The 16724-nt window shown below is 57.7% G+C and carries 22 protein-coding genes; 12 read left to right on the top strand and 10 right to left on the bottom strand.

Features of this window, described 5'->3' with window-relative positions; translation table 11 throughout:
- The first annotated feature begins 315 nt into the window (after window positions 1-315).
- Window positions 316-666 carry a hypothetical protein gene (locus NOR97_RS03845; protein WP_170345051.1) on the top strand — a complete coding sequence of 117 codons (351 nt, stop codon included), beginning with the start codon at window positions 316-318 and terminating at the stop codon, window positions 664-666.
- Window positions 667-706: 40 nt separating this feature from the next.
- Window positions 707-1180: a copper chaperone PCu(A)C gene (locus tag NOR97_RS03850; protein ID WP_170345052.1), complete on the top strand. Its 474-nt coding sequence runs from the start codon at window positions 707-709 to the stop codon at window positions 1178-1180.
- Window positions 1181-1272: 92 nt separating this feature from the next.
- Here NOR97_RS03850 and NOR97_RS03855 read toward each other — a convergent pair whose 3' ends face one another.
- Both NOR97_RS03855 and NOR97_RS03860 read right to left on the bottom strand, forming a co-directional pair.
- Window positions 1273-1881 (bottom strand): HdeD family acid-resistance protein, encoded by a 609-nt coding sequence (locus tag NOR97_RS03855; protein ID WP_170345053.1) that lies wholly within the window; start codon window positions 1879-1881, stop codon window positions 1273-1275.
- 61 nt (window positions 1882-1942) lie between these two features.
- Window positions 1943-2641: an NAD-dependent deacylase gene (locus NOR97_RS03860; RefSeq protein WP_257600261.1), complete on the bottom strand. Its 699-nt coding sequence runs from the start codon at window positions 2639-2641 to the stop codon at window positions 1943-1945.
- 28 nt (window positions 2642-2669) lie between these two features.
- Between NOR97_RS03860 and NOR97_RS03865 the strand changes: the two genes are divergently transcribed.
- On the top strand, window positions 2670-3113 hold the full coding sequence (locus NOR97_RS03865; RefSeq protein WP_257600262.1) for a low molecular weight protein-tyrosine-phosphatase: 444 nt from the start codon (window positions 2670-2672) through the stop codon (window positions 3111-3113).
- On the opposite strand, the gene NOR97_RS03870 is transcribed toward NOR97_RS03865, so the two are convergent.
- The 3 genes from NOR97_RS03870 to NOR97_RS03880 all read right to left on the bottom strand — a co-directional run bounded on the left by NOR97_RS03870 (window position 3110) and on the right by NOR97_RS03880 (window position 5720).
- Window positions 3110-4063 (bottom strand): LysR family transcriptional regulator, encoded by a 954-nt coding sequence (locus NOR97_RS03870; protein WP_257600263.1) that lies wholly within the window; start codon window positions 4061-4063, stop codon window positions 3110-3112. The genes NOR97_RS03865 and NOR97_RS03870 overlap by 4 nt on opposite strands.
- Window positions 4064-4128: 65 nt before the next feature.
- Window positions 4129-4437, bottom strand: a complete 309-nt coding sequence (locus NOR97_RS03875; RefSeq protein ID WP_257600264.1) for a hypothetical protein — start codon at window positions 4435-4437, stop codon at window positions 4129-4131.
- Window positions 4438-4610: 173 nt separating this feature from the next.
- The gene (locus tag NOR97_RS03880; RefSeq protein WP_257600265.1) at window positions 4611-5720 is read right to left on the bottom strand and encodes a hypothetical protein; all 1110 of its coding nucleotides are present in this window, start codon (window positions 5718-5720) and stop codon (window positions 4611-4613) included.
- A 118-nt stretch (window positions 5721-5838) separates the two neighbouring features.
- On the opposite strand from NOR97_RS03880, the gene lepA reads away from it, so the two are divergent.
- The gene (gene lepA, locus NOR97_RS03885; protein ID WP_257600266.1) at window positions 5839-7638 is read left to right on the top strand and encodes a translation elongation factor 4; all 1800 of its coding nucleotides are present in this window, start codon (window positions 5839-5841) and stop codon (window positions 7636-7638) included.
- A 64-nt stretch (window positions 7639-7702) separates the two neighbouring features.
- Here the strand turns inward: lepA and NOR97_RS03890 are convergent, their stop codons facing one another.
- Window positions 7703-8416 carry a class I SAM-dependent methyltransferase gene (locus NOR97_RS03890; protein WP_117869650.1) on the bottom strand — a complete coding sequence of 238 codons (714 nt, stop codon included), beginning with the start codon at window positions 8414-8416 and terminating at the stop codon, window positions 7703-7705.
- A gap of 690 nt (window positions 8417-9106) precedes the next feature.
- Between NOR97_RS03890 and NOR97_RS03895 the strand changes: the two genes are divergently transcribed.
- Both NOR97_RS03895 and NOR97_RS03900 read left to right on the top strand, forming a co-directional pair.
- Window positions 9107-9427, top strand: coding sequence for a hypothetical protein (locus tag NOR97_RS03895; protein ID WP_170345061.1), 321 nt, complete (start codon window positions 9107-9109; stop codon window positions 9425-9427).
- Window positions 9428-9533: 106 nt separating this feature from the next.
- Window positions 9534-9983, top strand: a complete 450-nt coding sequence (locus tag NOR97_RS03900) for a hypothetical protein (protein WP_170345062.1) — start codon at window positions 9534-9536, stop codon at window positions 9981-9983.
- A 100-nt stretch (window positions 9984-10083) separates the two neighbouring features.
- Here NOR97_RS03900 and NOR97_RS03905 read toward each other — a convergent pair whose 3' ends face one another.
- The 3 genes from NOR97_RS03905 to NOR97_RS03915 form a co-directional block, all read right to left on the bottom strand.
- A complete protein-coding gene (locus NOR97_RS03905) occupies window positions 10084-10500 on the bottom strand; it encodes a type II toxin-antitoxin system Phd/YefM family antitoxin (RefSeq protein WP_257600267.1) in 417 nt (138 codons plus the stop codon).
- Window positions 10501-11328: 828 nt separating this feature from the next.
- On the bottom strand, window positions 11329-11466 hold the full coding sequence (locus NOR97_RS03910; protein WP_117869646.1) for an entericidin A/B family lipoprotein: 138 nt from the start codon (window positions 11464-11466) through the stop codon (window positions 11329-11331).
- Between the two features lie 62 nt (window positions 11467-11528).
- On the bottom strand, window positions 11529-11870 hold the full coding sequence (locus NOR97_RS03915; protein WP_257600268.1) for a helix-turn-helix transcriptional regulator: 342 nt from the start codon (window positions 11868-11870) through the stop codon (window positions 11529-11531).
- A 366-nt stretch (window positions 11871-12236) separates the two neighbouring features.
- Between NOR97_RS03915 and NOR97_RS03920 the strand changes: the two genes are divergently transcribed.
- From NOR97_RS03920 to NOR97_RS03945, 6 genes are all read left to right on the top strand, one after another.
- On the top strand, window positions 12237-12869 hold the full coding sequence (locus NOR97_RS03920) for an ATP-dependent Clp protease proteolytic subunit (RefSeq protein WP_117869644.1): 633 nt from the start codon (window positions 12237-12239) through the stop codon (window positions 12867-12869).
- 131 nt (window positions 12870-13000) lie between these two features.
- Entirely contained in the window at window positions 13001-14269 is a 1269-nt protein-coding gene (clpX, locus tag NOR97_RS03925) for an ATP-dependent Clp protease ATP-binding subunit ClpX (RefSeq protein WP_257600269.1), read from the top strand.
- A 194-nt stretch (window positions 14270-14463) separates the two neighbouring features.
- Complete coding sequence (locus tag NOR97_RS03930) at window positions 14464-14826, top strand: RidA family protein (RefSeq protein WP_170345066.1); 363 nt, start codon at window positions 14464-14466, stop codon at window positions 14824-14826.
- Between the two features lie 79 nt (window positions 14827-14905).
- Window positions 14906-15289 carry an NADH:ubiquinone oxidoreductase subunit NDUFA12 gene (locus NOR97_RS03935; protein ID WP_170345067.1) on the top strand — a complete coding sequence of 128 codons (384 nt, stop codon included), beginning with the start codon at window positions 14906-14908 and terminating at the stop codon, window positions 15287-15289.
- An 11-nt stretch (window positions 15290-15300) separates the two neighbouring features.
- Entirely contained in the window at window positions 15301-15753 is a 453-nt protein-coding gene (mlaD, locus tag NOR97_RS03940; RefSeq protein WP_170345068.1) for an outer membrane lipid asymmetry maintenance protein MlaD, read from the top strand.
- Window positions 15750-16118, top strand: coding sequence for a DUF2155 domain-containing protein (locus NOR97_RS03945; RefSeq protein WP_170345069.1), 369 nt, complete (start codon window positions 15750-15752; stop codon window positions 16116-16118). Before mlaD ends, NOR97_RS03945 begins: the two co-directional genes overlap by 4 nt.
- Here the strand turns inward: NOR97_RS03945 and aat are convergent.
- Window positions 16073-16705 carry a leucyl/phenylalanyl-tRNA--protein transferase gene (gene aat, locus NOR97_RS03950; protein ID WP_217355936.1) on the bottom strand — a complete coding sequence of 211 codons (633 nt, stop codon included), beginning with the start codon at window positions 16703-16705 and terminating at the stop codon, window positions 16073-16075. The two genes, NOR97_RS03945 and aat, sit on opposite strands and share 46 nt — an antisense overlap.
- Window positions 16706-16724 lie beyond the last annotated feature (19 nt).

Consider the following 16724-nt stretch of genomic DNA (forward strand, 5'->3'; position numbering starts at 1 on the left):
ATTTCGAAATTATTTTTCGCCATTGGTGAATTGCTTCACATACGGACTCACGAATCTGACCTAACGTCACTGTTATTCATCAGGCGGGGGCCTCACTATGACGTTAAAAAGTTTCTACCTTTTCCTGTTTCTGGCCGCGGTTTTTCGCAAAGCAATTTCGGCTTGTACGCGGATGCAGCGCAGGGTGAATCGTTCCCACACCAGCTTCAATACAAGCAAGGTGAAACGACCGGGAATTGATTACTGAAACCAGCTTCAAGCGCGACCCTTTGGCGCTTGAAGCTACTCTGCCGACTGACCTATACCCGGGTCAGGATGAGACCAGCCATAACACGATTCCTGCCTTATGTTCTGTCCCTGCTTTTGGTTCTGACCGGGCAGGGCCTTGCTGTGTCCCGCGGCATGGACAGGGCCGTGGGTCAGATGGTGTTGTGCACAGGCACCGGTCCGGTCGTTGTCTATATGGACGAAGACGGGCAACCGACCGCACCACCGCATTACTGTCCAGACTATGCGCTGTCCCTGATGGGCGCGGTCGCCGTTGCCCAGCCACCCATGCCCATGGCGCCAGAGCGGGCGCGGATAGCGCCGCTGCGACATCTGGTCAATCAAATCGCCTCGCCGGTCCCCGGCACCCCGGCGCGCGCGCCGCCTGTACGTGTCTGAAAACAAAACTTTTTCAAACCTACAATACAGGAGAGGCACGATGTCCCTCAAAACTACTCTGTTTGCAACCCTGGCCGCTGTGACCCTGGCCCTGCCCGCTTTTGCCGAAGGCACCATCAAAGTCGATGACGCCTATGCCCGGTCGTCGGGAAAGACCGCCAAGGCAGGAGCCGCGTTCATGATGATCCAGAACCTGGGCGATGCGGACGACCGTCTGGTCGGCGCGTCTTCGGATGCCGCTGCCCGGGTTGAACTGCATACGCACAAAGTCGACGAAAATGGCGTGGCCAAGATGGTGCATGTCGAAGAAGGCTTTGCCATTCCGGCAGGTGAAACCCACATGCTGAAACGCGGCGGCGACCACGTGATGTTCATGGGGCTGACGGCACCGTTCGAGCAGGGTGCCACGGTTCCGGTGACGCTGATCTTCGAAAAGGCCGGCGAGGTTGAAGTCGAAATCCCGGTCGATCTGGAGCGTCAGGACATGGGCGGGCACGGATCACATTCGAACTAGGGCAACGCCTGTCTTCGGGCCGCGCTGCGGCCGTCATCCATGCGTCAGGCCGGGCATTGCCCGGCCTGTTGTCCTTGTGGCTGCCGCTGGTGCTATTTGTTGATGGTTTTCAGGCCAACACGGTCACCGGCCTGGCGGAATCGGGACGCCAGCCAGAACATGACTGCGGCAATGGCGAGTGCCGAAAAGGCGATACCCCATCCCAGTGCAACAAGCGCGACCGCTGGCCAGATCATCAATACGAGCCCGACGACAAGCGCGACGAAACCCGAGACGCGCATGGAGCCGCGTTGCGGGTCTCTTTCGTGCATTTGCCCAGATGCCGCCAGCGACCCGATCCCGATGATCAGCACCCAGGCGCCCATCAGGAAAAAGGCCAGTTTGACCGTGCCTTCCGGCCAGATCAGCAGGACAAGCCCAATCAGAAGCGCACCGATTGCAGCGCCACCCATCACCCCGCGACGCCCAACGCCCAAAAGTGTCAGGCCGCCATCGAGGATCAGCAGCACACCAACCAGCCGCAGCAGCAACGCGATGCTGCCCGACGGCCAGAACAGTGCGGCAATGCCGACAAGCCCGGCCAACACTCCGCGCAGCAGAAAGGTCCACCACAGGTTGGAAAGCTGCTCCCCCAGCATGTCGCGCCCGGCCATGCTGCCTTCATCCAGAATTTCACCGGTCCGGGGGTCCTGATCAGCCATTTCTCGTCCTCCAGTCGTTTCGGGGGCAGTCTAACCGAATTAAGCGCGTGTTGTCTGTACCTTAAGTGTGCGGCGCAAGCAGGTGCCCGACCCATCGGGGAACTGTTTGAGTCGCTTTGCCAACCAAACGTTCGTCAAACCCGGATGTGCCCGGCGACGGTTCCAGATTGATCTCGATCGTCCGTGCGCCCGCCGCTTGTGCCTCGTGCACGAACGCTGCCGCTGGATAAACCTGACCCGACGTGCCAATGGCGGCAAAAAGTGACGCGCTTCTCAGGTGGTCATAAATCTCGTCCATGAAATAAGGCATCTCGCCAAACCAGACCACATCGGGCCGGGCAGTGGGCCGCGCGCAGGCGGGGCAGGATTCCCCAACCGCCATTTCGGGCGGGGCGGTCCAGCGATGGCCGCAGGCTGAACACAACGCGCCCGCCAAAGTTCCGTGCATGTGGATGACACCTTTTGCGCCGCCCGCCTCGTGCAGGCTGTCCACGTTCTGGGTGACAATCACGACGTCTCCGGGCCAGTCCCGTTGCAGCCGGGCCAGTGCTTCATGAGCGGCATTGGGTTGCACCTTGGAGGCCTGAACCCGCCGCGCATTGTAAAACCCCTGAACCAGTGCAGGGTCGCGGGCGAATCCTTCCGGCGTGGCGACATCCTCGATCCGGTGCTGGGCCCATAATCCACCCTCATCGCGAAAGGTGCTCAACCCGCTTTCGGCGGATATTCCGGCCCCGGTCAGAATCACGATCTTTTCCATTTCTCCTCCGCGCGGTACAGCTTGGTGCATGTCACACCGTATCCTCTTTGTCTGCCTGGGCAATATTTGCCGCTCACCTGCGGCAGAGGGCGTTTTTCGCGCCCACGCGCCGCACCACGTAACCGATAGTGCCGGAACCATGGGCTGGCATGCGGGAAAACCGCCCTATGGCCCGATGCAGGCAGCTGCGAAGGTCAGGGGAATTGACCTGGGTGACCTGCGCGCCCGTCAGTTCACGGCTGCCGATTTCGACCGCTTCGACCTGATCCTGGGCATGGACGCCAACAACATCGCGGATATCGAGGATCTGCGCCCCGCCGACAGTGACACCCCGGTTCGCCTGCTGACCGATTTCGCCCTTGAAACCGGCGCGGATCATGTGCCTGACCCATATTACACACGGGATTTCGATGGCGCTCTGGACCTGATCGAAGCGGCGGTCGAGGGGCTTGCCGCCCATCTGGACAGTTAATCGCCGATCACCCGCAGCGATCCGCTCAGCCAGGGCAGTGTGGCCAAAGCCGGGTCCACGATCTGGTTCTGCATCAGACGCCGTGTCATGCCCGCCACCTCCTGCGGTACCTGATCGGACCAGCCCGTACGCGCCAGCAATGATATGCTGCGCGAGAAATCCCCGAACGGGGCAGGGTGGGCCTCCAGCCCTTCATGGAACCGCGCCGCGCGCATGAAGCCCAGCGGCGTCGTGATCGCCCAACCCAGGCCCCGTGCAACCATGGCCATCAGTGCCATGTGCGAGCCGATCTCGAACCGTTCCTCGAACTCTAGCGCGCCGCGCGCCATATGCGCCTCGATCTGCCGGCTGATCAGTTGCTCGCGGGCATAGCGCAGATACGGCAGGCTGTTCTGTACCGCTTCCACTCCGCCCGACCCCTGTGGTGCAACCAGAATGAACGGATCCCGGACCAGAGGGTACTCGACCACCCCCTCAAGAACTTCTCCGCTATGGGCGGTTACGGCCATGTGCAGGCGTTGTTCGGCCAAGGCCTCGAACAGATCGAGGCTGGACAAGGTGATCAGTTTGAAATTCGATCGGGTCAGACTGTCTGCCAGCAACGTGGCCAGCCGCGGGGTCAGATCATTGTCGAAGTCGTCGATCAGCCCGATGGACAGCGTGGTCAGATGCCCCAGATCCATGACCGACAATTCGCTTTGTGCCATTTGCAGCTCGGCCAGAACCGCCTCGGCCCGCACCAGAAAGCTGCGCCCGGCCTGCGTCAGGCGCATCGGTCGGCGCCCGTGGTCGACCAGTTCGGTGCCCAGAGCCTTTTCCAGATTGCGCAATTGTTGGGAAACGGATGGCTGGCTGAGCCCCGTGATCTCGGCGGCCTGTGCCACCGATCCCGTCCGCGCCAAAGCCTCGAACACCTCAAGGCCCCGCAGGGTCAGCCCTTTCATCACCATAAGATACACCTTTCGCTGCGCCTTTCTGGGGCGCAGCGTGGATCAGGTCAAGGTTTCAGAAGGGCTCAGCTACAGATCGCCTGCGCCATCTGGCCAAAGTTCTGGTACCGATCCCACAGCGCATCATCGCGCGCGGTTTTCGACATCTTCAGCACCTGCGCCTGATGCGGGTCCTTGAACCATTTCGCCACGGTCTTCTGATCGCTGCGCGTCAACGCCTGATCGGCCACGCGCTGAATGCAGCTGCACCGGTCCCGCGTCGCGGCCGAGCGGTCCGACGCCATGCACGCCTGCCTAATCTGCGCCGCATCCGCGACCGGAGCAACCGCCGTCAGCGATGCCGCACAAAATGCGATAATGAGGAACTGTTTCATACTCGAGCCTCGTTTTTGCCTGCCCGGACGGGTCTGACGCCCCTCTCGGTCTGCGGCGGAGTATGAATCAAACGGGCGCGCGGATCAATCATACGTTGCGAAAAAGTGATCGCACGATCCGGAAACGATACACCCCCACCACCCCCGTAGGCCGGGCTTCAGCCCGGCACCGGTCAGTGCAAGTACGGCAGCCAGTCTTCGATGGCTTTGATCAACGCTTCAATTTTCTCTGGATACTTTGCAGCATACCCTGCTCCTGTCGCAGGAATACCCCACTTGATCAAAGTATCGACCGCAAGATCGCCTTTGCCTGCGCACCACTTGAGAAATCCTGCCAATCCGGATTTGAACTTAGCTAGAATAGCCTCAATCCGCTCGCGAGCAGGGCGTTCCTCTTCCAAAGCCGTCGAGAGTTCTTCGGTCGCTTCCCAGATCAAGGTTATCGCGCCGGACAACCGTTCGTCTTCGATTCTCTCAGGAGGGTTGTTCCCACCGATACCGTGGCGCGCTGAGGTTCTGACACGCAGGCTATCTTTGATGTCCGATAAGGCTTTCTCGACTTCCCATCGCGTCCGGATTTGTTCGATCTCATAGGCAATTGCGTCAACCCCAGAGTTCCATATGCTCTCATCGATCAGCGCAATCCTTCGTTGAAGTTCCCAGTCCAACGGTTCACCCTTCAGCATTCCCTCGTACCATTCAGCCCAAAACTCCCATGGCGTCTCGGGGGCATTTTCGGAGAACTGCTGCGACAAGCTGGCGTACGGTTCTGGTACTGCACCATGCCACAGTTCGGTGGCAAACACCTGCGCAGTTTCATCTGGTGTCGCGGTTAGCGCAATAGCATCGGCAGATAGCGCTTGGGTAATTTCGGCACCGTATGTGAATGCGTTGGCATTGAGATCGTGAATTGCTTCGGCAGACGTGGCGCGTGTTGCATAGAAGGTTGCGGCGACGGCAGTTGCGACATTGGATAAGGTCGGTTCGGTTAACGTGCCGTACCCGTTTTCGGTATTGGCGGCGTCGAGGGTGGCTAGAGCACTAGAGGTGACAGAACCTATTTCTGGGTAAAGCCCAGCACCAACGAGTCCAGAAACAATATTGGCTCTAAAGCAAGCTAGAAGGAATTGCGCCTGTTCGCGGCTGCTACTTTCTTGATCTGATAAAACAAAAGCATAGGGAAGAACTTGTAAGGCTGAACGCGTCGCAAATGCTTTCAGTGCCGTGTTTGAAAGCGAATTTAGCCAATCGTCAAACTCTTCTGGACGGGATAATATAACCATGTGCATCCCTGCTAATATGTGCGTTCCAGCCTACCCTCCGGCTGTTTAGCACACAAGCAATGAAACTCTGTCGCGTTTCTATTGACCAACCCACGATTCCTCTACATATCCCCACTCCATGACAGACCTCGCTCATATCCGCAATTTCTCCATCGTCGCGCATATCGACCATGGCAAATCCACCCTTGCTGACCGGCTCATCCAGGAGACCGGGACAGTGCAGGATCGTGACATGAAGGAACAGCTGCTCGACAGCATGGATATCGAACGCGAGCGTGGCATTACCATCAAGGCCAACACCGTTCGCATCGACTATACCGCCGACAATGGCGAGCAGTACGTGCTGAACCTGATCGACACCCCCGGTCACGTGGATTTCGCCTATGAGGTCAGCCGGTCGATGCGCGCGGTCGAGGGCTCTCTGCTGGTCGTGGACTCCACCCAAGGGGTCGAGGCGCAGACGCTGGCAAACGTGTATCAGGCCATCGACGCCGATCACGAGATCGTGCCGGTGCTGAACAAGATCGATCTGCCCGCGTCCGACTGTGACCGTGTGGCAGAACAGATCGAGGACGTGATTGGCATCGACGCGACCGATGCCATTCAGGTTTCCGCCAAGACGGGGCAGGGTATCCATGAGACGCTCGAGGCCATCGTGCAGCAACTGCCCGCGCCGCAGGGCACTCTGGACGCGCCGCTCAAGGCGATGCTGGTGGATTCGTGGTACGATGCCTATCTCGGTGTCATCGTTCTGGTCCGCATCATGGACGGCACGCTGAAAAAGGGGATGCGGGTCAAGTTCATGTCGAACAACACCCTGCACCATGTCGACCGCGTTGGCGTCTTCCGCCCCGAGATGCAGATGGTCGACAGCCTTGGCCCAGGCGAGATCGGCTTCCTGACCGCATCGATCAAACAGGTTCGCGACACCCGCGTCGGTGACACCATCACCAATGACCGCAACGGCACCGAAGAGGCGCTTCCGGGCTTCAAGCCCGCGCAGCCGGTGGTGTTCTGCGGCCTGTTCCCGGTGGACAGCGCCGAATTCGAAGACCTGCGCGATGCGATCGACAAACTGGCGCTCAACGATGCCTCTTTCTCGTTCGAAATGGAAACCTCGGCCGCGCTGGGCTTTGGCTTCCGCTGCGGCTTCCTGGGCCTGCTGCACCTCGAGGTCATCCGCGACCGTATCGAACGTGAATATGATATCGAGCTCATCACCACCGCGCCGTCGGTGATTTATCACGTCTACATGAAAGACGGCGAGATGATCGAGCTGCACAACCCCGCCGACATGCCCGACCCGTCGAAGGTCGACCATATCGAGGAACCGCGCATCAAGGCGACCATCCTTGTGCCGGATGAATTCCTTGGCGACGTGCTGAAACTCTGCCAGGACCGCCGCGGCATCCAGCTGGACCTGACCTATGCGGGCAGCCGCGCCATGGTCGTCTATGACCTGCCGCTGAACGAGGTCGTTTTTGATTTCTACGACCGCCTGAAATCGGTGACCAAGGGCTATGCGTCGTTTGACTACCAGATGACAGGCTATACCGAGGACAACCTGGTCAAGATGTCGGTACTGGTGAATGATGAACCCGTTGACGCGCTGTCGACCATGGTTCACCGCGACCGGGCCGAGATGCGGGGCCGGGCGATGTGCGAAAAGCTCAAGGACCTGATCCCGCGCCACATGTTCAAAATCCCGATCCAGGCCGCCATCGGAGGCAAGGTCATCGCGCGCGAGACCCTGTCTGCCTTACGCAAGGACGTGACCGCGAAATGCTACGGCGGCGACGCCACGCGGAAACGCAAGCTGCTGGACAAGCAGAAGGCGGGTAAGAAGAAAATGCGCCAGTTCGGGAAGGTCGATATCCCGCAGGAGGCGTTTATTTCTGCTTTGAAGATGGACAGCTGAAGCTGTCCGTTTTGAACAGTCACTGACAGGTTTGCTTTTTGGGTTCGAGCTTGATGCCACCTGATCAGGTGGCGGCTCGCACCAAATGGAATTCGCAGTCCGTCAGGCCGAATTCGCTGTAATCAATCGGCTTGGAAAAGTTCAGGCGCCTCAACTGTCTGTCCGCAATTCGAACCGGTCTGAGGTTGGAATCGTCATGCACGATGAAGGCACCGGACGGCATGAGAGCGTGGAGGGCCAGAACCTCTCTGAGGTGCGTGTCCTTGGCCCCGTCCAGGTGCAGGAAATCGATTTTCGCATCAGGGTGCCTCAGGGCGTATGCCGGAGCTTCGATCAGAGAGTTTCCTTTTATCAGCTCAACCCGGTCAGGAAACTTGTACCTTAGCCAGTTGAATGCTGCCGGCACGTAAATGTCCACGCGGGCCCACCGGCGGTTCAATCTCTGGCAGACATCCACGCCGACGCACTTGATTTCAGGGTTGGCCATAAGCGCCAACAACATGCTGTGGCCCGCATTCACGCCTATTTCGAACAGACGTGTCGAGCGTCGGGCCAACTCAAAGAAATTTCTTCGTTTGGGTTCGAATCTTTCAATAAATGGCTGTGTTTGAAAACCCGTCGCGCGGTGTTCATAGAACAGATTGCCATTCAGCGCAGGTGGTTCACCCACTTGTTCAAGCGAATGTGCGACATACTGATTGAGGTCGCGCAAGTTTTCGTTCCACTGTGCTGAGGACAAGAGATCGTCATAATCTGAAGGATGGAAGTTGGAAGACACAGTACTTTTCCTCGAAACCCTTTAGTTCCATTACACGCGAGGTTTTCGTTAAACTGTTGAAGCGATGGAAAGTAAACCTTTGAAGCGAAAAACAAGTATTCTCGTTTTGTGGGCCTAAAGTGAGTTCCGTCAGTAACGTATAAGCACGAATGCCCGCCTTTGGGATGACCTTCCTGCGTCAACCTCAGGGTTTACCTTCGAAAAAAACGGGTGGTGCGTTTGCGCCCTTGGACTCTGCCCGTTCGCGGCTGAATTCGTGCACTGGACGAATTCCGAGACGCCGCTCACCCCCTCGGGTTGGCGCTGCCCTCATCACTTGGATTTCTGTGACTAGCCGCTGACAGATCACCTCGTTAGGTTGTTGCTATGGCAATGAACTATAGAACTATCTTGGAGCGCTGGCCCGTCGCGACGATTGGCCTGACTTATTTTTCATACTTTGCTTTGCAAAGCACTATGGACCACACTTTCCGCGCCTTTGATCAGCAGGAGTTTAACCCTGGTTGGGTGCTGTTTCTTATTTTTGGTGGTTGGGGATTCTACAGCATGTTTCACACAATCTTTTATCTAATTCGAACGTTTAAATAGCATCGTATCAGTTGTCCATCTAACACCTGTGACCAACCTCACAGTCCCATCCACACCCTCCTGCTACACTTGACCCAACGGCAACCTCGGCAGGAGGCCCTTATGTCCACATCGCTCATCCCTCTCATCGCCCTCGGATCGGCGGGTCTCTATTCCGTTGCCATGATCTCGATGAAGTTCTGGTGGAAGATTCCCGGTGTTGGCCTGACCCTTTTGATTGTTGCCACGTTGCTGGCCGCCGCGACGCTGGAACTTGCCGCGCTGCGCAACGAACGATTGGGCATCATCTATACCGGCATTCTGGGGGCCGAGGTCGTGCTGATCGCCATCGCCTCGTATTTCCTGTTTGGCGAGAACTTTTCCTATCGCGAGGGGATCGGCATCGCGCTGGTCATTGTTGGGACGGCTCTGGCCTGGGCCTGAAGCCCCATTCTAAGCCCCCGGTGAACCAATCATGAAGTTTCCCTAAGGTAAGTTGCAACCGCCACGTGCCCTCCCAATCTGTTGACCAGACGAACAGGAGAGAGCCATGACCAGATACATGACTGCCGGAGCAGCCGCTTTGGCCACGACCCTCGCCCTTGGAACGGCCGCGCTGGCCGATACCACGCCCGACCTGCGCGGCACATGGCTGGGGTCCTACACGACCGTCCAGCCCAGCCATTACTACAAAGGCGATCAGCCCCGGTTCAATCAGGCCGAATGGATGCTGGATGTGCAGCTTCAGGACGGCAACGTTTTCTGGGGGCACAGCAAATGGCGTCGCGATGGCGATACCGACTGGAATGAATACGAGGCCACCGGCACCATCAGCCTCGATGGGACGGGCAGTATCGGCATCGTCGAAACCTCACCTCTGCTGATCGGCGCGAATGCGTTGATCGATGCGCGGTACGAAGATGGCAGGATTTTTGCCGATTTCCGTAGCCTGCGGACCGGAACGACCTACAGCACCGTTCTGGAACGTCAGGTGAACTGAAGCGTGTCCGGCCCGGGCGATTGTAGGGGGTAAGTACCGCTGCTGCGATATTGACTGCGGCGGAGGTTAGTAGGTTGCCACGCGCGGGTCGGACCGCTTCTCAAAAACGGAACAATCGTCTCCACAGCGAGGAGACGGGCCGGGCGGCCAGTTCACCGCCTGCGACAGGATCCAGACCGCCCCGCGCAAGAATGCGGCGTTCCTCGGCGCGGGTCATCTGGATTTCGCGAACCTTCAGCGCGGCTTCGCGCGCGGTGACATAGCTGCCGTCCGGTCCCGGTTCCATTCCGGGGATGTTGCGTCCCTGCGACCACATCCCGCGAATTCCCGACAGCGGGTGTTTCCACCCGATCTCGTCATCATCCTGCAAATGCCAGATCCGCTTCGCCTCGGCGACCGAGACCAGAGCGGCCAGCGGTTTGCCGTGCCGGGTCAGAATGATCACTTCGCGCGGGTCCTGTGCACGGGTGACCAGAGCGCCCAAATTGGCGCGCGCATGGGAAATGGTGCAACGCATCGGCGAATCTCCGTATGTACGATTCGAAAGATTGGTGGTCCGAAGGTTGTACAAATCCTGCAATTCTCAACTAACGGCGCGTGCGGTGGCCTTTGCGCCCGCAGCATTGGGCAAAAAACCGGGGTCAGGTTCAGGCCTGAAAATTTCCCGGGACAAACATGCGTGGAGTCAAAACTTCTCGGATTATCCACAAAGATTTCCCGGCAGATACCAACAGTTTATCCCCGTCTAATTTTCATGCTGCGGTGCTATTTTCTTGTCAGATACAAGGCGTGCTGCAACAGTCTGAACACCACACAGGTTCTTCGGAACCGAAGGTGGGGCGCAAAGGCCCGGGGGTCTTGGCAGAGAGACCGGATCTTAGGATTTGCGTTGAACTGCAATGGCTTACCGGTGGGTGATCGGCCGAGTGCGGGTTTCGTGCCCAAGTCGGATGGCCACCTTCTCAGAAGGCCGATGCACGCTGTGATGTTCCTTCGGGGGCAAAGCGGCAGCCGCAGTCTCTCAGGAGGCTGGGGCAACTGGATCGGGGTGCCCTTCGGGGTGCATCGAACCGGTAAGGCGTCAGGAGTGTCCGAAAGGATGCATGCAAAGACCGCGTCTGCGCACCTGACGCCTTTTCCTTTGCCGATTTCGGTTTCATACAGGCTACCACTCACCCCTGCCGAAAGGGACCGGGGCTCTTCTGCGTGTGCAAAAGAGCCCCGATTTAGCGTCAGATGATGCAATGCCGCGTCTATGCACCTGTAAGGGCAAGCTACCGCGGCATGCGAGGTCTTTCAACCATATATTGATGATTGTTCTACGCCCGCCGCAAAATAAAGTGTCTTACAGGCTTTCCTGCACGTCGGTTGCTGCGCCTTGAATGGCATCTCCGGCTTTTTCGATGTCCTTGCCGGCGCCTTTTGCGGTTTCGCAGGCGGTCAGTGCAAACAGACTCAGGCCAATCAGAATTACGCGGATCATATTCGTCTCCTTGGTGCTCGATCTTTTTTTCGGTAGCACCTTTTTTCAGGCGGAGCCAGTTCTTAGGCCGAGGCTTCGCCGCAGAAGAGCTCGTAAACGACTTCGAGCATGCGGCGCGGACGTTCATCCGCCAGACGATAATAGATGGCTTTGCCTTCCCTGCGAGGTATCACCAGCCCTTCAAGTCGCAGACGGGAAAGCTGCTGTGAAACAGCGGCTTGCCTGGCGGACAGCAACTCTTCCAGTTCGGTGACGGATTTTTCACCTGACACAAGGTGACACAGGATCATCAATCTGCCTTCGTGGCTTATAGCCTTGAGGAAATTGGACGCGCGCGTCGCGTTGGTGACCATGCGGTCAAAATCTTCTTGTGACATGTCATTGGACAGCTGAGGAAGTGCCATCGATTGAGTTCCTTGCAAACCCGTTGGCCGGGCGTTGTTTCCGTACGTAAAGAGACGTGAGTGTGAGACCCTTCAGTACATGTTTCGTACATTCATTTCTATATGTATGAATCAAAATAGCGTGATGTGTGAAAGGCGAGTTCGGATTGAATGTTCCCGAAACGCAAGGGGCGTGTAATTCAAATGATGGCGATTGGCGGATCGGCCCTGGAAACAACAGATGGTTCGCTTTGACGATTGATGATGATCGACATTCGGTCAGCGTTCTCACTTGCCCCCCTTGCAGCCCCCCTTAGCCGACACTAAGACTCAGGTAACACTTGTTGGGATATTGTCCCGATCCATAGCTAAACAGGCAGGTTACGAATGTTCGATCCCGTAGAAACCTACATGAATACACTTGTCCCCATGGTCGTTGAGCAGACCAGTCGGGGCGAGCGCGCCTATGATATTTTCTCCCGCCTGCTGAAAGAGCGGATCATATTCATCAACGGACCGATCCATGATGGGATGAGCCATCTTGTTGTGGCGCAATTGCTGCACCTCGAGGCGGAAAACCCGAACAAGGAAATCTCGATCTACATCAACTCGCCCGGTGGTGTGGTGACCAGCGGGTTGTCGATTTACGACACAATGCAATACATTAAGCCGAAATGTTCGACATTGGTTATCGGTCAGGCGGCCTCGATGGGCTCGGTTCTGCTGGCCGGGGGCGAGAAGGGAATGCGCTTTTCGCTGCCCAACAGCCGCATCATGGTGCACCAGCCCAGCGGCGGGTACCAGGGCCAGGCCAGTGACATCATGATTCACGCGGCCGAGACGCAAAAGCTGAAGGATCGCCTGTATGACATCTACGTGCGTCATACCGGACAGACGAAAAAGGCGGTCGAAAAAGCGCTGGATCGTGACAATTTCATGAGCCCGGAAGAGGCCAAGGAATGGGGTCACATCGACGAAATCGTCGAAAACCGAGCGAAAATGGACACGGAAGAGGCCTGAGGCCAATACCCCGCGTCACCGGCGCGGGGGTCATTTTGAGATTGTAGCCGCCAGAGTGCTGGCCTAAGCTGCACACACAGGTGTAAGCGCCCCCGAAAAGGGGTGCAGGGACGAAGCCCGAAAGGTAGATCATGGCGACGAATTCAGGCGGCGATGGGAAAAACACGCTCTATTGCAGCTTCTGTGGCAAAAGCCAGCATGAAGTCCGGAAGCTGATCGCAGGCCCCACGGTTTTCATCTGTGATGAATGTGTTGAGCTGTGCATGGACATCATCCGCGAAGAGACCAAGGCCAGCGGGCTGAAGTCTTCTGACGGTGTTCCGACGCCCAAGGATATCTGCGAAGTGCTGGACGATTATGTAATCGGTCAGGCCACCGCAAAGCGGGTTCTGTCGGTTGCCGTTCACAACCATTACAAGCGTTTGAACCACGCTCAGAAAGCGGGCAGCGATATCGAACTGGCAAAGTCGAATATCCTGCTGATAGGCCCGACCGGTTGCGGTAAAACGCTTCTGGCGCAAACGCTGGCGCGTATTCTGGACGTGCCGTTTACCATGGCTGACGCGACCACGCTGACCGAAGCCGGCTATGTGGGTGAGGATGTCGAAAACATCATTCTCAAGCTGTTGCAGGCGAGTGAGTACAACGTCGAACGTGCGCAGCGCGGCATCGTCTATATCGATGAGGTCGACAAGATTACCCGCAAATCCGAGAACCCCTCGATCACGCGTGACGTGTCCGGTGAGGGCGTGCAGCAGGCATTGCTGAAACTGATGGAGGGGACAGTGGCCAGCGTCCCCCCACAGGGTGGCCGCAAGCATCCCCAGCAGGAATTCCTGCAAGTGGACACGACGAACATTCTGTTCATCTGTGGCGGTGCATTCGCGGGTCTGGACAAGATCATCGCGCAACGCGGCAAAGGTTCGGCCATGGGCTTTGGCGCCGATGTACGCGACAATGATGACCGCGGTGTCGGCGAGATATTCAAGGAACTGGAACCCGAGGATCTTCTGAAATTTGGCCTGATCCCGGAATTCGTCGGTCGTCTGCCGGTTCTGGCGACGCTTGAGGACCTGGATGAAGACGCGCTGGTGACTATCCTGACCAAGCCCAAGAACGCATTGGTCAAGCAATACCAGCGTCTGTTCGAACTGGAGGATGTTGAGCTGGCCTTTACGGATGATGCCTTGAAGGCAATCGCCAAAAAGGCCATCGAGCGCAAAACCGGCGCGCGGGGTCTGCGGTCGATCCTGGAAGATATTCTGCTGGATACGATGTTCGAATTGCCTGGAATGAAGAATGTCAGCGAAGTTGTGGTGAACGAAGAGGCGGTCATGTCTGACTCGCAGCCTCTGTTCATCTATACCGACGCTGCACCGGAGTCGGCATCGGCCGGTTGAGATCGGGCTATTTGCCGCGACGGTGGGACTTCACTTGAACCGGTTCAGGGGGCTCTGCCCCCGCTGCCCTTCGGGCATCCCCCCGAGATATTTTTAGCCAGATGAAGCTGTGGATCCGTCGCTCGCACATGAGTGTCGGTGCAGTTAGGCGGCGGAAGCTTAAGCAAGTTTTCGAACAACAAAGGTGACGAATTATGGCAGTGAAGCGCATTTCTTCGGGCGGTGAGTTCGAAGCCAAGGTCGGGTACTGCCGTGCGGTGGTCGCGGGCGGATGGGTTCACGTCGCCGGTACTGTCGGGCAGGGTGAAGGCGCGGTTGAACAATGCCGATCAGCCCTGGCGACGATCGAGAAGGCTTTGGCAGAGGCTGGCGCGGGCTTTCACGATGTGGTTCGCGTCACATACATGCTGCCCGATCGCAGTGAGTTCGAGCCGTGCTGGCCGATCCTAGCCGAAACTTTCGGAGCCAATCCTCCGGCAGCGACAATGATCGAATGCGGTTTGATCGATCCGAAATACAGGATCGAGATCGAAGTGACCGCCTTTCTGCCGGAGTGACGCAGGTGGTATCAGGGGTACTGGACCTTAGCGGGCCTTTGGTCCATACCTTTCCTCGACGAAATGCCGGAGGCACCCGATGGGAATCCTGAACAGTCTTTTGCGAGCCGTGACCTGGTGGAATGGGTCGACTTTGAACACTCAGATCTACACTGCACGCAAGGGCGTGAAAGTGGGCGAAGACAATGAAGGCAACGTGTTTTACCGCAATGCCGATGACAGCAGGCGTTGGGTTATCTTCAATGGCGAGGCCGAAGCCAGCCGGGTTGATCCTGAATGGCATGGTTGGTTGCATCGCACTTGGGACGAGCCTCCGACGGATAAACCGCTGCCGCATAAATCCTGGGAAAAACCACATCAGGAAAACCTGACCGGCACCGCGCTGGCCTATGCTCCGGCCGGATCTCTGCGTCGCGCGGAACCGGTTGAACGTAAGGACTATGAGGCCTGGAGCCCGGAATAGACGAGGCGATAATGTCGACCCATAACTGGACCGAAGTTCTTGTCGGCGGTGTCGTATTGGCCGGTGCCGTGGCGTTTGGTGTCTATGCCAGCCAATCGACGGGCTTGTCGCAAGGGGCTGCTGGATACGAACTGGGCGCGTCTTTCAGATCACTGGAGGGCGTGGGTGTCGGCACGGATGTGCGCCTTGCTGGCGTCAAGATCGGAACCGTGACGGGCGTCACCCTGAACCCTGAAACCTATCGAGCTGACACGACTTTCACGATTGCGGACGGGATTCTGGTGCCGGACGACAGTGCCATAGTCATTTCGTCTGAAGGACTGCTGGGGGGCAATTTCGTCGAGGTAATGCCCGGCGGCTCGCCATTCTACTTTGATCCCGGCGATGAGATCGAGGATACACAGGGCGCGGTCAGCCTGATTTCGCTCCTGGTAAAGTTCGTAGCCGGAGACGGCAGCGAATGATACGCGCCGCGTTTCTGGCCTTGTTGCTGGCCGCCACTGGTGCGGCTGCGCAGCAGAAAGTTCAATCTGGACCCGGGGCAATGTTGCGGGGCCTCGACAAGGTGAACGGCCAGACTGTCGATGTTGAATTGCAGACCGGCGAGACAGCAGCGGTTTTTGGGCTGGATGTTGCCTTGGGAGATTGCCGTTATCCCGTTGACAATCCAACCGGTGACGCATTCGCCTATCTGACCATCTGGGAGAGCGGAAAGGCCGATCAGCTGTTTGACGGTTGGATGATCGCAACCTCCCCCGCGTTGAATGCGCTGGATCACGCGCGTTATGACGTTTGGGTCATACGGTGTATCACACCCGCCGCCGACTGATTCAGCGGTGCCGAGAAATCGGCGCTGTGGTTCAAGGCCTCTTCCAGTTCTTTCTTGTAGGCACCGCGCGGAATTTCGATTGCGCCCAAAGAGGCCAGGTGCGCGGTCAGAAACTGCGTGTCAAACAGGCGGAAGCCGGTTTGCCGCAGGCGGTCCACAAGATAGGCGAGGGCGATTTTCGAAGCGTCCTTGCGCCTTGAAAACATGCTTTCGCCAAAGAATGCCGCGCCCAGGGTCACGCCATAGACGCCCCCCACCAGCGCATCGTCTTCCCAGATTTCCAATGAATGCGCATGCCCGGTTTGGTGCAACTGACGGTACAGGTCATGAAGCTGGGCGTTGATCCAGGTATCGGCCCTGTCGGCACACCCGTCGACGACGCCAGAAAAATCCTGGTCGATCGAGATATCGAACCCGCAGTTTCGGATACGGCGCGCCAGGCTTCGAGAAATGTGGAATCCGTCCAGTGGAAAGACGCCGCGGAACTTGGGATCGACCCAAAACAGCTCGGGGTCATCGCGATGCTCGGCCATCGGAAAGATACCGATGGAATAGCCATGCAACAAAAGTTCGGGGGACAGGCTCATGTCAGGTATGAGGCAACCG

This window comes from Ruegeria sp. YS9, assembly GCF_024628725.1.
GTDB lineage: Bacteria > Pseudomonadota > Alphaproteobacteria > Rhodobacterales > Rhodobacteraceae > Ruegeria > Ruegeria atlantica_C.

Bases quoted from the DNA above. Each gene is read 5' to 3' on its own strand.
- NOR97_RS03845 (WP_170345051.1), top strand. From the start codon at position 316: ATGAGACCAGCCATAACACGATTCCTGCCTTATGTTCTGTCCCTGCTT.
- NOR97_RS03850 (WP_170345052.1), top strand. From the start codon at position 707: ATGTCCCTCAAAACTACTCTGTTTGCAACCCTGGCCGCTGTGACCCTG.
- NOR97_RS03855 (WP_170345053.1), bottom strand. From the start codon at position 1,881: ATGGCTGATCAGGACCCCCGGACCGGTGAAATTCTGGATGAAGGCAGC.
- NOR97_RS03860 (WP_257600261.1), bottom strand. From the start codon at position 2,641: ATGGAAAAGATCGTGATTCTGACCGGGGCCGGAATATCCGCCGAAAGC.
- NOR97_RS03865 (WP_257600262.1), top strand. From the start codon at position 2,670: ATGTCACACCGTATCCTCTTTGTCTGCCTGGGCAATATTTGCCGCTCA.
- NOR97_RS03870 (WP_257600263.1), bottom strand. From the start codon at position 4,063: ATGGTGATGAAAGGGCTGACCCTGCGGGGCCTTGAGGTGTTCGAGGCT.
- NOR97_RS03875 (WP_257600264.1), bottom strand. From the start codon at position 4,437: ATGAAACAGTTCCTCATTATCGCATTTTGTGCGGCATCGCTGACGGCG.
- NOR97_RS03880 (WP_257600265.1), bottom strand. From the start codon at position 5,720: ATGGTTATATTATCCCGTCCAGAAGAGTTTGACGATTGGCTAAATTCG.
- lepA (WP_257600266.1), top strand. From the start codon at position 5,839: ATGACAGACCTCGCTCATATCCGCAATTTCTCCATCGTCGCGCATATC.
- NOR97_RS03895 (WP_170345061.1), top strand. From the start codon at position 9,107: ATGTCCACATCGCTCATCCCTCTCATCGCCCTCGGATCGGCGGGTCTC.
- NOR97_RS03900 (WP_170345062.1), top strand. From the start codon at position 9,534: ATGACCAGATACATGACTGCCGGAGCAGCCGCTTTGGCCACGACCCTC.
- NOR97_RS03905 (WP_257600267.1), bottom strand. From the start codon at position 10,500: ATGCGTTGCACCATTTCCCATGCGCGCGCCAATTTGGGCGCTCTGGTC.
- NOR97_RS03910 (WP_117869646.1), bottom strand. From the start codon at position 11,466: ATGATCCGCGTAATTCTGATTGGCCTGAGTCTGTTTGCACTGACCGCC.
- NOR97_RS03915 (WP_257600268.1), bottom strand. From the start codon at position 11,870: ATGGCACTTCCTCAGCTGTCCAATGACATGTCACAAGAAGATTTTGAC.
- NOR97_RS03920 (WP_117869644.1), top strand. From the start codon at position 12,237: ATGTTCGATCCCGTAGAAACCTACATGAATACACTTGTCCCCATGGTC.
- clpX (WP_257600269.1), top strand. From the start codon at position 13,001: ATGGCGACGAATTCAGGCGGCGATGGGAAAAACACGCTCTATTGCAGC.
- NOR97_RS03930 (WP_170345066.1), top strand. From the start codon at position 14,464: ATGGCAGTGAAGCGCATTTCTTCGGGCGGTGAGTTCGAAGCCAAGGTC.
- NOR97_RS03935 (WP_170345067.1), top strand. From the start codon at position 14,906: ATGGGAATCCTGAACAGTCTTTTGCGAGCCGTGACCTGGTGGAATGGG.
- mlaD (WP_170345068.1), top strand. From the start codon at position 15,301: ATGTCGACCCATAACTGGACCGAAGTTCTTGTCGGCGGTGTCGTATTG.
- NOR97_RS03945 (WP_170345069.1), top strand. From the start codon at position 15,750: ATGATACGCGCCGCGTTTCTGGCCTTGTTGCTGGCCGCCACTGGTGCG.
- aat (WP_217355936.1), bottom strand. From the start codon at position 16,705: ATGAGCCTGTCCCCCGAACTTTTGTTGCATGGCTATTCCATCGGTATC.